This is a genomic window from Microcystis sp. M179S2, from assembly GCF_020245805.1.
GTDB classification, from domain to species: domain Bacteria; phylum Cyanobacteriota; class Cyanobacteriia; order Cyanobacteriales; family Microcystaceae; genus Microcystis; species Microcystis aeruginosa.
Genome location: NZ_JADBUE010000307.1, coordinates 1 through 13234, shown reverse-complemented (window position 1 = coordinate 13234; position 13234 = coordinate 1). Strand labels below are relative to the sequence as shown.

Here is a 13234-nt window from a genome sequence, read left to right as displayed (position 1 = left end):
GGGTGTGGGGTGTGGGGTGTGGGGTGTGGGGTGTGGGGTGTGGGGAGTGGGGTGTGGGGTGTGGGGTTTGGGGTGTGGGGTGTGGGGTTTGGGGTGAGGGGTAGGGTTGATTCATGAATCAACCCTACTATGAATCAACCCTAGGGTTTGGGGTATAAGGAGAAAAATCTATGGATAATAGCGCACAAAACTGGTACATTGTCCAGGAAAATACCGGAATTTGTCAGATTATAGCCCTAGAAAACGGAAAAACCCCAGTCAATGGTCAATACTGGGGTCTTTTTGCCGAGCGGGGAGAAGCGATCGCCCGTCGGGTGGGTTTAATTCGAGCGGGCAAATGTCAACCTATTGTTTAGCGGTATTGGTGGGCGTTTTTTGGCCTTCAGTGATTTCTTTTTCCAAGATTTCAAAAGCCTTCTTGAATTGAGGATCCTGGAAGGTTCCCACCCGATCCCTTTCCTGTTGAAGATTTTTGCGATCTTCCTCGCTCAGTTCCGACTCCACATCAGGATGAATACCATCTTTATTGATGTCGCGTCCTTTGGGGGTAAGATACTTGGCAATTGTCACCGCTAATCCCGAACCGTCACTGAGATTGCGTACCGATTGCACTAATCCCTTACCAAAGGTTTTCGTACCGACAATAACCGCCCGATCATGATCCTGTAAAGCTCCGGAGAGAATTTCACTAGCACTGGCGGAACCCCCATCGACGAGGACAACCAGCGGTTTATTAGTCAAAGCTTGATTGTTGGCCCGTTGACGTTCCGTCACCCCTTTGCGATCGACCGTAGAGACAATTAAACCATCAGGTATCCACATCCGAGCGATTTCGATGCTGGCGTAGAGTAAACCGCCGGGGTTAGAACGCAGATCGAGAATATAACCCTTCACCTCTTCGGTTTCCAATTCGCGAATCGCTTGACTCATATCGCCACTAGCTTGGGCGCTAAATTGATTAAGACGGATATAACCGATTTTACCGATCGGGGTGTTTTCCGTGTGGGCGCGCACCGGGTGAATTTCAATTTTGGCCCGGGTAAGAGTCAATTCTTTCTTCTCCTCACCCCGTTGAATCGTGATCTTAACGCTTGTCCCCACTTTGCCGCGGATCATGCTCACCGCTTGATCGAGTTCCATGCCTTCGGTAGATTTACCATCGATAGAAATAATCACATCTTTAGGCAGCACACCAGCTTTAGAAGCGGGAGTGTCTTCAATGGGTGAAACCACGACTAACTGCTTAGTTTTCTCATCTTTGGTCAGTTGAATCCCTACCCCGGTCAATTCTCCCGATGTATCGATCTTCATATTGTTAAACTCTTTGGGATCCATAAAACGGGTATAGGGATCATTGAGAGTTTTCAACATCTCGCGGATAGCGGTGTATGCTTCCTCTTGATTTTTGTAGGAACGATTTAAATACTGATTGCGGATGGCGTTCCAGTCCGATTGATTAAAAGTGCCATCTAAATAAGTGCGGTTGATGATCTGCCAAACCTCATCAACGGTTTCCTTGGGACTTTCCTGAAAAAAAGCTTGACTTTGAGAGAGACGGAATCCCGCCCCCGTGACGGCGACGGTAGACAGGACCACTGCTGTAGCACCGAGAACAAGTCCGCGTTTGTTGATAACCATAGGTAATTTTCGGATAAATTAGGCTGTTCTTGCCAGAACGCTCTTTCTGGCTGACCGTCGAAATATCTTGGCAAAAAGGAGCGTTTAGGTTTACTGGAGACAGACAAAAGAACGCCTGTAGACTACTACTGTTATAACATTTATTATCTCTTTCTTTGTCAAACTGATTACTTGAGTAGCGATCGAGTTGCCAGCAGCCCACCTTGCGACCTAAGATAACAGCAAAACTGTCCTGGATTTTCCCTATGAGCGATCAAATCCTTTCTTCCCTCTCCCTAGAACAAAAACGACAAAACCTGCGCCACCAAAGGCGATCAAAGGTGTGGCAAGCCCTAGGTCGCTTTCTGGTGGTTAGTGGTTTAGCGACGGGATTAGCTTGGGGGATGACTTCGCCCTATTGGACAATTACCAAGGCCGGACAGGTGGAAATCGAAGGCACGGAATTAATGTCGCCCGAGTCGATTCGTGCTTGGCTAAAATTAAGCTATCCTCTGTCTCTCTGGGAATTACCTACCCATCAATTGCGAGAAAAATTAGCAGCTATTCCCGCTATTGCCGACGTTAAGATCGAGCGGCAATTATTACCCCCGAAAGTGATTGTTTCTATTCAAGAAAGAAAACCTGTTGCCCGTTGGCGTTCTCATCAACAGCAAGGCTTTTTAGATGCCACCGGAACGATAATTCCTCAAAACTATTATGGTCGAACTCTGCCCAAAACCCAATTACCTAGCTTAGAAGTGCTTGGTTACGACCGACAATATCAACAACAGTGGCAAAAAATTTATCCCTTAGTTGATAACTTATCGATTCAAGTTACCGCCATCGATTGGCGCAATCCTAGTAATCTTGTACTAAAAACTGAACTGGGACAGGTCTATTTAGGTTTTTATAAAGATAGATTGCCCGAAAAATTAACCGCTCTCGTACAATCGCGGCAATTGTCATCCAAGATACCTCTAGCGCGAATTCTCTACATTGACCTGAGCAATCCCGATGCTCCCACTGTACAATTAAAACCGCAGCCAGCCCCTATCGTTGCCAAAGTAACGGCAACTGGTAGGGATTAACTGGAATTAATCAGCAAATAACCGCAATTATTCCCTTTATGTATTGCCAAAAACCCCAAATTATGATTTTCTGAACCAGAAACTGATAATGTAGATACTGGAACCGACATAATATTAGTGATAGTGTTAACATTGCATCTCTAATTCATCAAATCAATAACAGAATCTTGTACTAAGAGTGTTCCAATTCCAATGACATCGATTAATGAAATCGTTCCCACCTATCCCAATCTGAACAGTAACGATTATGCCAGTTCAGCTATGAGCGAAGATAATCATTACTCTCAGAATAATGCTGGAGTATTATTTACTCGCCCCCATGAATCACAGATGACACCCCGAGAAGAAAGTCGTAGTAATCGCATCGTGCCAAGCAATGTCGCCAAGATCAAGGTGATCGGGGTCGGCGGTGGGGGCTGTAACGCCGTTAACCGCATGATCGCCAGTGGCGTGACCGGAATCGAATTTTGGGCAATTAACACCGACGCCCAAGCCCTAGCCCACTCCTCCGCCCCCCAGAGGTTACAAATCGGGACAAAATTAACCCGCGGCCTAGGGGCGGGCGGCAATCCAGCGATCGGACAGAAAGCGGCGGAAGAATCTCGGGATGAAATCGCCCAAGCATTGGAAGGAACCGATCTAGTCTTTATTACCGCCGGCATGGGCGGCGGCACGGGAACGGGAGCCGCTCCAATTGTGGCCGAAATTGCCAAAGAAATCGGCTGTTTGACCGTGGGAGTTGTGACCCGTCCCTTTACCTTCGAGGGTCGTCGTCGCACTAATCAGGCCGATGAAGGGGTGGGTGGTTTACAAAGTCGGGTCGATACCCTGATTATTATCCCCAATAACCAGTTATTACAGGTAATACCCGCCGACACGCCCCTACAGGAGGCTTTTCGCGTCGCTGATGATGTGCTGCGCCAAGGGGTACAGGGGATCTCGGACATTATCACTATCCCTGGTCTGGTGAATGTGGATTTCGCCGATGTGCGGGCAGTGATGGCCGATGCGGGTTCGGCCCTAATGGGCATCGGCATCGGTTCCGGAAAATCTCGGGCTAAGGAAGGAGCGATCGCTGCTATTTCCTCGCCGTTACTGGAATCCTCGATCGAAGGTGCGAAAGGCGTAGTCTTTAACATCACTGGTGGTCAAGATCTAACCCTACACGAAGTCAATGCCGCCGCCGAAATTATCTATGAAGTGGTGGATCCCAACGCTAATATCATCTTCGGGGCAGTAATTGACGAGAAAATGCAGGGAGAAGTCAGAATTACCGTCATTGCCACCGGTTTTTCCGGCGATTCCCCCTCTCGTCCCACCAGTAGCAAGGTGGTGATCAATGCCCCCGCACCCAGTCCGGCCCCGACTCCCGAACCACCAAAACCGGCGGGATTAGATATCCCCGAATTCTTGCAACGTCGTCGTCCTTTTGATCGCTAACCGCCTATGACTGCCATTGCCCTCACCATCGCCGGTTCCGATAGTGGTGGCGGCGCGGGAATTCAAGCGGATTTGAAAACCTTCGCCTTCCACCGAGTTCACGGCACCAGCGCCCTTACCTGCGTTACCGCCCAAAATACCCTGGGGGTCGAGCGCGTCGAGTCCCTAAGTCCAGAAATGGTAACGGCCCAAATCGATGCCGTGGTCAGGGATCTCGGTGTGCAAGCCGTCAAGACGGGAATGCTGTTTAGCAGCGAGATTATCGAAGCAGTGGCCGAGGCGATCGAGCGCTGGCGTTTAACCAGTTTAGTGGTGGATCCGGTTATGGTTTCGCGGGTAGGAGCCAAATTAATTGATGATCGGGCTATAGATAGTCTTTTTGATAGTTTAATTCCTCTGGCTTCGATTATTACCCCTAATCGTTACGAAGCACAGCTTTTAAGTGGCATTGAGATCAATAATTTTGAGGCGATGAAAGCGGCCGCCGAAATTATTTTCCAGAAGTCGGCCACACCAGTATTAGTGAAAGGTGGCGGCATGAAAGGCCGGCTGCGTGGGGTTGATATCTACTTTGATGGGGAGGAATGGGAAACTTTTAAGACCAGAAGCGTCGAAACCAATAATACTCACGGGACTGGTTGTACCCTATCGGCAGCGATCGCCGCTAACCTCGCTTTGGGTGATGACCTGAAAATAGCGGTGAAAAAAGCCAAGGATTACGTTACTAACGCCCTCGATCATTCCCTCCCTATCGGTCAAGGAACCGGTCCTGTGGGCCATTTTTACCGCTTAAAAGCCCTAAATTAGTCGATTCATAACCACTACGCCGCTTATTTCCCCCCAAGTACCCCAGAGTTGCACTGGTCGCCCCTCGGTTCCCCTCTCGGTCTATAGTCGCACAGTGCAAATCGCACCGGGTACTTTGCCCGATTGAACTATTGAGATCTAGCCAAGAGAAATAGCTTGGCCTTTTTCTCCGGATGACCGACAAATTCCGCAATGTCTTACACTTCATCACCGTCCGGCCCCGGCGGCGAGGATGTCAATTGGGTCGATTTCTCCTCTACCATTGTACACGGTTTATCGAAGTTGTCGATGGTCCGGCGGCGAGGATGTCAATTGGGTCGATTTCTCCACCAGAAAACCTTTTAGTCTTGAGATAATATTGGGTAGGGGTCTGATGGTCTCCGTATCCAATCGGTAGGTCGATGGTCAGGTGGGGACGTGAAGACCTTGTTTTGAGTCAGAGGATAGAGAAGAGTGAAGAAATTGAGTATCTTGAGTGAAGAAATGAGTCGGTTTGATGGGGTAAGTCGATGAGACAATGGGATTGGAACCTAGTTTTTATCCACGGTACTGGGGTACGAGAACCTGCCTATAGCAAAACTTTTAGTATCATTATCCGAAAATTGAAAGAACGCAATGAAAATTTGCGTTTTCATAAGTGTTACTGGGGTGGTTCCCTCGGCACAACGTTAAATGCTGGGGGACTATCTATTCCAGTGTCGGATCGAAAAAAAGCCTCAGAAACCGATTTAACTGATGAAGACTACGTTCTGGGTTTATGGCAGTTACTATATCAAGACCCACTCATCGAACTGCAAATCCTAACCATAAGTTCCGAGGATAAAGGGTCCGTTTTTGGGGAAAAGCTAGGCGAGGATTTGGATAATCGGGTTCGAGCCTTAAATCCATCCTCTAATCTGCAAGAAATGCTCGATCAAGCTGGCATTGGAGAGTTTTTTAGTCAATCCCAATCCATTATCGTCAACGAAAGCGATTATCAAAAAGCGATCGAATCCGCCACGGAACCATTAGGAGAATACCGCATAGCGATCGCCCGTGCGCTGGTAGCCCAGAGTGCTATTTTGGTGAGAGATAAATACGGGGAATTTGCCTTATCGGTTAATGGGGGATTACGAGATCATATTGTCGAGCAAATAGCGGCGGAACTAGGGGGTACAGAACAAGGAATTTTATCTGGCGTAAAACAGCATATTTCTGGCACAATCAGGCGTATTATTCAGAATAATCTCCAAAGAAAGCGAAATGGATTCACGGAAGAATATAGTGGCACTTTGGGAGATATCTTGATGTATCAATCAAGGGGACAAAAGCTTAGAGACTTTGTTCGCACAACCGTTGAACGTCTGGAATATCCCACCGTATTAATCGCCCATAGTTTGGGTGGTATTATTGCCGTCGATTTGCTATTAGAACAACAATTACCACAAGTGGCTTTGTTGGTGACGATCGGTTCTCAATCTCCTATTCTTTATGAACTGAATGCTTTGGTGGGGATGGAATATAATCCCAATGCCAAGTTACCAGATACTTTCCCCGATTGGTTAAATATTTATGATCGCAACGATTTCCTCAGTTATGTGGGTGAGAAAATATTCCCTGGAAAGATAGAAGATGTGGAAATCGACAGTAAACAACCGTTCCCCGAGTCTCACGGTGCATATTGGAATAATGACAAGGTTTGGGATGCCGTTTGGCAGAAGATGGAGAAGATAGTTAATGGCTGAACCATCGACAACGCAAGCTATTCTAGTTGGCATTGAAAGGTATGCCGATTCTAATGCTATCCCGGATTTGAATGGTCCGGTTAATGATGTTTATCGGTTCTGTCAATGGTTACGATATCGCAATGTGCCTCCTGAAAATATTTCGGTTTTCGCATCTCCACTCGATCGCAATACTGGAATCGTTGACAATATTACCAAGCTCATCAAGAGTGAACCGTTAAAAGCGACCAAAGATATAATCAATAAAGCTCTGCGTGAAGAAGCGAGAAAAAAAACAGCAAGCTTGTTTTTCTTGTTTTGGTCGGGACACGGTTGGATCGTCCCTCAAGGCGATCGTCGATTGATTTATGCCGATGCGACAATGGAGGACTTGAAGAACCTGAATTTAACTGCCCAGCTTAATGCTATGCAGACCGATTTATATAAAAATTTACCTCAGCAGTTACTAATCTTCGATGCTTGCGCTAATTCCCAATTATTAAAGATAACTCCACCTGACGATCTTCCCCCTATCGGTAAACATTTGCCAAGTCAACAACAAATGGTCATGCTGGCGGCTAATCCGGGGGAATATGCGATTAATAAAGGCGACGAACAAACGGGTATATTTTCACGAGAACTATTAAATGAATTGAACTCATTAAAAGATACAGAGATTTGGCCTCCAGATCTGGAGTCAGTTATGCAGTCCGTGCAGAAAAAGTTCATCAAACTGCGAGAAGATAAACACACCAGGCAAACTCCTTCATATCTTTTATATCAGGACTGGTCGGGTAATAGAAAAGAACGATTTAGCGAAATTGAGCCAGCCACTAAAACAGGGAAACGGGATAGTTTTCCGCTACCTCGCAATTTAACTATCCAAGAATTAGGCCTATTGCGCGATCTTTTTTTACAATGCCAGTCAATGCAAGATCCCCAAAGTCGAAAAGATATTATTTTGAATCTCAGGAAGGAAATAGCCAATAACATCATCATGGAAGGTAATGCAAACAGTGTAGTATTAAGTGCAATTAAAACTTCTCGTGGTTATTCAGGAGGATTGGCGGAGCTATTAGACGTTATTGATATGCTCTACGAAAATGATTCTGTTGCCATGCAAAATTTAAGAAAAACCACGATACAAATGTTGCCGGAGGAGTTTCCTTTAGAATGTTGTTGAGTGTTCCCACTAAACCAAGTGATCAAGGATTCAATCGGCTGATTGATGCCTTGGAGAATTGCCCTTCTATTCAAGATCCCCAAAAGAGAAAAGATATAATTGGTTTTTTGAGTGTTAAAGGTGTGGAAGAACGAAGCGATATGCGCTCTTCATTATTGGGTATTTTAAAAGCATTAAGCGGATTTATAGATAAATTTTGTGATTTAATAGATGGTATTAATTTTTACGAAAAAGATAGTGTTTATTACGATAGTTTAATTGCAGTTATTAGTGATATTGCTAAACAACAACAACAAAAAAAAATGAGTCAATATCTTAAGACAATTACTCTTTTTGATAATGAGAATAGTGAATCACAAAAAAATAATTGCGACGAATTCTTTGAACGTTTATGGTCGGGAATATGCCCGATTCTCGATGAAATCGATTGGAAAGATATTTGGCAAGCCTGTTCTAAGATTGAAGAAATAAATAAACATGAAGATGACAAATTTTATATCAAGAGTTTGTGTTTTACCAAGAATTATGAATTATTAAAACAAGTATTTCTTGATCAGTATAAATCCACAGCATTGATAAAGAAATTAGCTCAATCATTAGGTAATAACGAACGTATAAAATCATGGTTAGATGAGGCTAGTTGCGGTTTGAAAAAAACTGAAATCTTACCTAGCACTAATGTTAATAAAAATAGCTCTTGCTTGCCACCGATATTATTAATTATGATTGAGAGACTTGCCAATGGAGAAAATCAAGATACATGGAACGTGAGGGGACAGTTTAAATTTCGGGATGAACTATCTGAAATTTCATTATCTAGAGATAAAAAAGGCTTTGATTGTCCTAAATTTGAAGATATTCCGAGAGCTATAAAAGCATACATCGATTATCTTGAGAGTGAGCCTCAATTTCGAGATAAAGCAATTGATGAATTAAGAATAGAAGTATTTATTCCAATTTTTGATTTACATTCTAATTTAGATAATTGGGTAATAATTTATGAAGAAGAAACACCTAGATCATTGGTATTAAACTACCGACTATTTTTACGAAGTAGAGAACGCATACGGAAAAATAGTCGCATCGGATCACTCAAAAAAGGATGGGAAAGAATCGATACTTTTTTGAGAGATAATTGTCGGGAAATATCTAAGAATATTCTAGCTAATGAAATAAAAAATACTCAAAAATCTAATATAATTGAGATTGGAAATAATCAAATCTCTAATTGGAAAGAACTAGAGATTTTTATGAAAAATTGCTCGAATCTGTGGGGGATTATATTAAAAGGTTCTCTCTTTGTCGATAAATTTGAGCGTATGAGGTTCTTTGAGTCTATTTTTGATAGTGGTATTCCCATCGCCGTTTGGAATTGGGATATTATTCCCTCAGAAGTACAATTTGAACAGGAATTTACACAATGTCTGAGTTGCGATAATTTATCCGATCGATGTCGTGGTTTACTGGAAAAAACTTGGGAACTAAGAACTGTTTCATGGGGAACCAGGACTGAAACAGAGCGTAAACAGTATCCTGGTTATTATCTCGGTATGTTGTTAGAAGACCCAGAAATCTTGCCAGAAGAAAATCCCTTACAAACAATAGGAGCTAAGTAATAAAATGGTAGAAGAAACTAAATCAGTTCACTGGCAACCGTTTAATGGTCGGGGAGAACAGCTATCTGAAACTCTTAATCTTCCCTCTCCACCTCCTTGGAGAAATTTCGACAGACCTATTCTCGATCGAGATAGCGATCGCTGGTCAGAATTATTGAAACTTGTCGAGAAAGAAAAAAAAGATCGCGAGCGCGGTGAAAAATTCCGTTTGTCAGAAATCGCTGACAATGAAACCAATTCTCAAAATGCTCAACTTCAGGAAGCTATCGATTTGGTGATCGCCGGAGTAAATGCGGCTTTATGCTTGCGTCGTCCCCTGTTAGTGACTGGTCGTCCCGGTTCGGGGAAAACTTCCCTGGCCTATGCTTTAGCATACCAACTGAAATTGGGTCCGGTTTTAAAATGGTCTATTACGGCTCGAACAACTCTTCAGGACGGTTTATATCGTTATGATGCGATCGCCCGCTTACAAGAATCAGAACCCGACGGCAAACAAGATATTGGCTCTTATATCACTTTAGGAGCTTTGGGTACGGCATTTCTTCCTTCAGCTTTGCCCAGAGTGTTGCTAATAGACGAGATAGACAAAAGTGACATCAATTTGCCCAACGACCTCCTCAATCTGTTTGAAGAAGGCGAATATGAAATCCCCGAAATAAAACGCTGGACAGAGAGAAACCCCGATAAAACAGTTTCGGTTTTTACCTGGGATAAAAATCTTCATCCCGTCGAGCTAAAGAGCGGAATAGTGGGATGCAATGCTTTTCCCATCGTAGTAATGACCAGTAACGGGGAAAGAGATTTTCCTCCAGCCTTCAAAAGACGTTGTATTAGAATCAATATGCCCAATCCGGGCATTAATAATCTTAAATCCATAGTCAAATCTCACATGGGTGATGAATATTTTAATAAGTCTAGCGATCGCATTGGTCAATTAATTACAGATTTTCTGGATAGAAAAGATTTGGCAACGGATCAACTCCTCAACGTTGTTTATATGTTGACTGGTGGTCCAGAATCCACTCTCGATCGCAAATCTTTGACAGAGTTATTGCTTAAGAGTTTGAACGATACGGAGGGATTATAATGAGCGATGCTTCCGCATCAGTGAAACCGGATCGATTCAAAAGGTTACTTAAGACTCTCAATCAGTCAGAGCTAGAAATGACCGGTTACGAGTTGGCCGATTTGTGTTGGCTATTGCTCCATTGGCCTCAAATTGTAGAAACTACTGAAAGCAAAAGTGAAGAAGAAATTGAAGATGGTTCTTCTAATGGTAATAGTTCTTCATCCTCATCTGAATCCAAACAAAAGGTTCTAGGGAAAGAAGAAGAGAAAAAAACGGAACCTGTGGGACACTTATTCCCGCGACAACAAAGCAAAGATTCATTCGTTGGTGGCGGTGGCTCTTTAACTTTTCCAGTCGATAATCCGTCGGATTTGGGCAGTTCTCTATCTTTGGCAAGAGCTTTAAAAACATTATTGCGGCGCGTACCTACACAGGATTGTCCAAGTATTTTGGATGAAGTCCGAACAGTGGAAAGTTTTGCCGCAACTGACCAAAAAATCTTGAACCCTGTTTTTAAACCAACTTTAGAACCTTGGTTAGAACTAGCATTGGTATTTGATCGCAGTCCGTCGATGGATATTTGGCATCAAACCTTAACGGATCTTAAAACTGTACTACAACATTACGGTATCTTTCGTGATGTACAGGTCTGGCAATTAGCTTTCAAGGAAAATAATCTATTTCTTTATAAAGGATTAAGCAAGACTAATTCTAGAGTTTATCATCCGAAAGAATTACTCAATCCGAATGGCCGTCGTCTCATTGTAGTAGTTAGTGATTGTGTGGCATCCTATTGGCGAGATGGTAGGATGTTTCCGCTTTTAAAATTGTGGAGTCAATCGAGTCCATTAGCTATATTGCAAATGCTTCCAGAATGGCTTTGGCTGAAAACTGGTTTGGGATTGGGAGCGAAAGTAACTTTGTTTAGTGATGAACCAGGCCTAACTAATAGTCGATTAAAATTTAGAGATGTGCTGCTCTGGGAAAACGTCTTCCATGACAAGAATCGCTTACAGATTCCTGTTTTTACTTTGGAACCTCTCAGTGTCGAACGATGGAGTAGTGTAGTCGTGGGGCGCAGTGATACTAAAGTGGCAGGATTTATACTGACTCCCGATACCAAAGAAGAATTAGAATCCGAGGCCGAGCTAAATTTAACTCCAGAAGAAATAGTTAGACGATTTCGCAACAATGCCTCACTTTTAGCTCAAGAATTAGCTGAATTGTTAGCGGCAACACCGACAATTTTTCTGCCCGTAGTTCGATTGATCCGTAAGGAAATGTTACCAGAAGCAGGTCAAGTCCAAATCGCAGAAGTATTTTTAGGCGGTATTCTTCGCGTTCGTTCGTTAGGGATTAAGGAATCTGACCCAGATGCGGTACTCTACGATTTTATCAATCCAGAAGTAAGAGACATTTTACAACTTAGTTCTACTCGCTCTACTACAGTAGATGTATTTGATCGCGTCTCTAAATATATTGCCAAACAACTGAACCTAGAATTGCGGGACTTCCTCGCTGAATTGAAAAAACCCTCAACAGAAATAGGTGGAGATATACAGGGCATTATTCGTCCTTTTGCCGAAGTGTCAGCCAGAATCTTAAGAAATTTGGGCGGAAATTATCTGGCCATTGCAGAGCAACTGGAGCAAACGGCAGCCCGTACCCCTGGTTCTCAAACGTCACAAAATACGCAATCAAAGAAAGTTCCAGTTTCAGTTAAAACGTTGCAAAAGTTAGAATTGTTACCATTTAACTTTGAGGTGGTGCGAGTAAATGCGAAGGGTGAGCAAATCAAAAAAGAGTCGAAACAGTCCCAATATTTCAGGGAAGATTTGGGCAATGGCATCACCTTAGAAATGGTTGCTATCCCCAGTGGCACATTCACGATGGGAACAGAAGACGAGGAAATCGAAAGACTGGTTAAAAAATTTAATTGGGAAGGATTTAGAAAGGAAAGACCACAACATGAAGTAACTGTCCCACCCTTCTTTATGGGTAAATACCCCATCACCCAGGCCCAGTGGAAAGCGATCGCCTCCCTTACCGACTTAAAAGTTGAAAAAGACCTTGATCTCAACCCGGCCCATTTTAAAGACCGTCCCGATAGCGATCGCCGCCCCGTGGAACAAGTCAACTGGGACCATGCGATCGAGTTCTGCGCGAGATTATCGAAACTAACGGGAAGGGAATACCGACTACCCAGTGAAGCAGAATGGGAGTACGCTTGTCGTGCTGGAACCACCACCCCGTTTTACTTTGGGGAAACCATTACCGGGGAATTGGCCAACTACAGGTCCAGCGAAACCTACGCCGATGAATACAAAGGAGAATATCGACAACAAACGACTCCTGTGGGACAATTTCCCCCCAATGCCTTCGGACTGTACGATATGCACGGCAATGTCTGGGAATGGTGCGCCGATACTTGGCACGATAACTATGACGGTGCGCCGACGGATGGCAGTGCTTGGATAGAAAATGGGGATGATAATCGTTCTCCTCCGCGGGGCGGTTCTTGGTTCTACAGTCCAGATGTCTGCCGTTCCGCTTACCGCAGCAACGACCTCCGCCGCGACTTCAACAACCTCAACGGTTTTCGGGTGGTGTGCGGTGCTGGGAGGACTCTGTAACCCTTTTTCCCTTTTTTTCCCTTTTTACCCTCATTCCCTATTTTTTCTTTTTCCTTTTCTTTCCCGCCCTTAGGCGGG

The 13234-nt window shown here is 44.0% G+C and carries 11 protein-coding genes; 10 read left to right on the top strand and 1 reads right to left on the bottom strand.

What is annotated here, in order from left to right; genetic code table 11:
- Window positions 1-170 precede the first annotated feature (170 nt).
- Complete coding sequence (locus IM500_RS19225) at window positions 171-356, top strand: hypothetical protein (protein ID WP_287739344.1); 186 nt, start codon at window positions 171-173, stop codon at window positions 354-356.
- Here IM500_RS19225 and ctpC read toward each other — a convergent pair.
- Window positions 346-1638 (bottom strand): carboxyl-terminal processing protease CtpC, encoded by a 1293-nt coding sequence (gene ctpC, locus IM500_RS19220; RefSeq protein ID WP_002756940.1) that lies wholly within the window; start codon window positions 1636-1638, stop codon window positions 346-348. The two genes, IM500_RS19225 and ctpC, sit on opposite strands and share 11 nt — an antisense overlap.
- A 245-nt stretch (window positions 1639-1883) precedes the next feature.
- Between ctpC and IM500_RS19215 the strand changes: the two genes are divergently transcribed.
- The 9 genes from IM500_RS19215 (at window position 1884) to IM500_RS19175 (ending at window position 13156) form a co-directional block, all read left to right on the top strand.
- Window positions 1884-2705 carry a cell division protein FtsQ/DivIB gene (locus IM500_RS19215; protein WP_190719561.1) on the top strand — a complete coding sequence of 274 codons (822 nt, stop codon included), beginning with the start codon at window positions 1884-1886 and terminating at the stop codon, window positions 2703-2705.
- Window positions 2706-2897: 192 nt separating this feature from the next.
- Entirely contained in the window at window positions 2898-4145 is a 1248-nt protein-coding gene (gene ftsZ / locus IM500_RS19210; protein WP_002756934.1) for a cell division protein FtsZ, read from the top strand.
- A gap of 6 nt (window positions 4146-4151) precedes the next feature.
- On the top strand, window positions 4152-4952 hold the full coding sequence (gene thiD / locus IM500_RS19205; RefSeq protein ID WP_287739343.1) for a bifunctional hydroxymethylpyrimidine kinase/phosphomethylpyrimidine kinase: 801 nt from the start codon (window positions 4152-4154) through the stop codon (window positions 4950-4952).
- A 173-nt stretch (window positions 4953-5125) separates the two neighbouring features.
- On the top strand, window positions 5126-5308 hold the full coding sequence (locus tag IM500_RS19200; RefSeq protein ID WP_155120353.1) for a hypothetical protein: 183 nt from the start codon (window positions 5126-5128) through the stop codon (window positions 5306-5308).
- Between the two features lie 153 nt (window positions 5309-5461).
- Window positions 5462-6676: a lipase family protein gene (locus tag IM500_RS19195; RefSeq protein ID WP_287739342.1), complete on the top strand. Its 1215-nt coding sequence runs from the start codon at window positions 5462-5464 to the stop codon at window positions 6674-6676.
- Window positions 6669-7838 (top strand): caspase family protein, encoded by a 1170-nt coding sequence (locus tag IM500_RS19190; protein ID WP_287739341.1) that lies wholly within the window; start codon window positions 6669-6671, stop codon window positions 7836-7838. Before IM500_RS19195 ends, IM500_RS19190 begins: the two co-directional genes overlap by 8 nt.
- Window positions 7829-9454, top strand: coding sequence for a VMAP-C domain-containing protein (locus IM500_RS19185; protein ID WP_287739340.1), 1626 nt, complete (start codon window positions 7829-7831; stop codon window positions 9452-9454). Before IM500_RS19190 ends, IM500_RS19185 begins: the two co-directional genes overlap by 10 nt.
- A 4-nt stretch (window positions 9455-9458) precedes the next feature.
- A complete protein-coding gene (locus tag IM500_RS19180; RefSeq protein WP_287739339.1) occupies window positions 9459-10541 on the top strand; it encodes an AAA family ATPase in 1083 nt (360 codons plus the stop codon).
- Window positions 10541-13156, top strand: a complete 2616-nt coding sequence (locus tag IM500_RS19175; protein WP_287739338.1) for a formylglycine-generating enzyme family protein — start codon at window positions 10541-10543, stop codon at window positions 13154-13156. The genes IM500_RS19180 and IM500_RS19175 overlap by 1 nt, the downstream gene beginning before the upstream one ends.
- The last annotated feature ends 78 nt before the right edge of the window (window positions 13157-13234 follow it).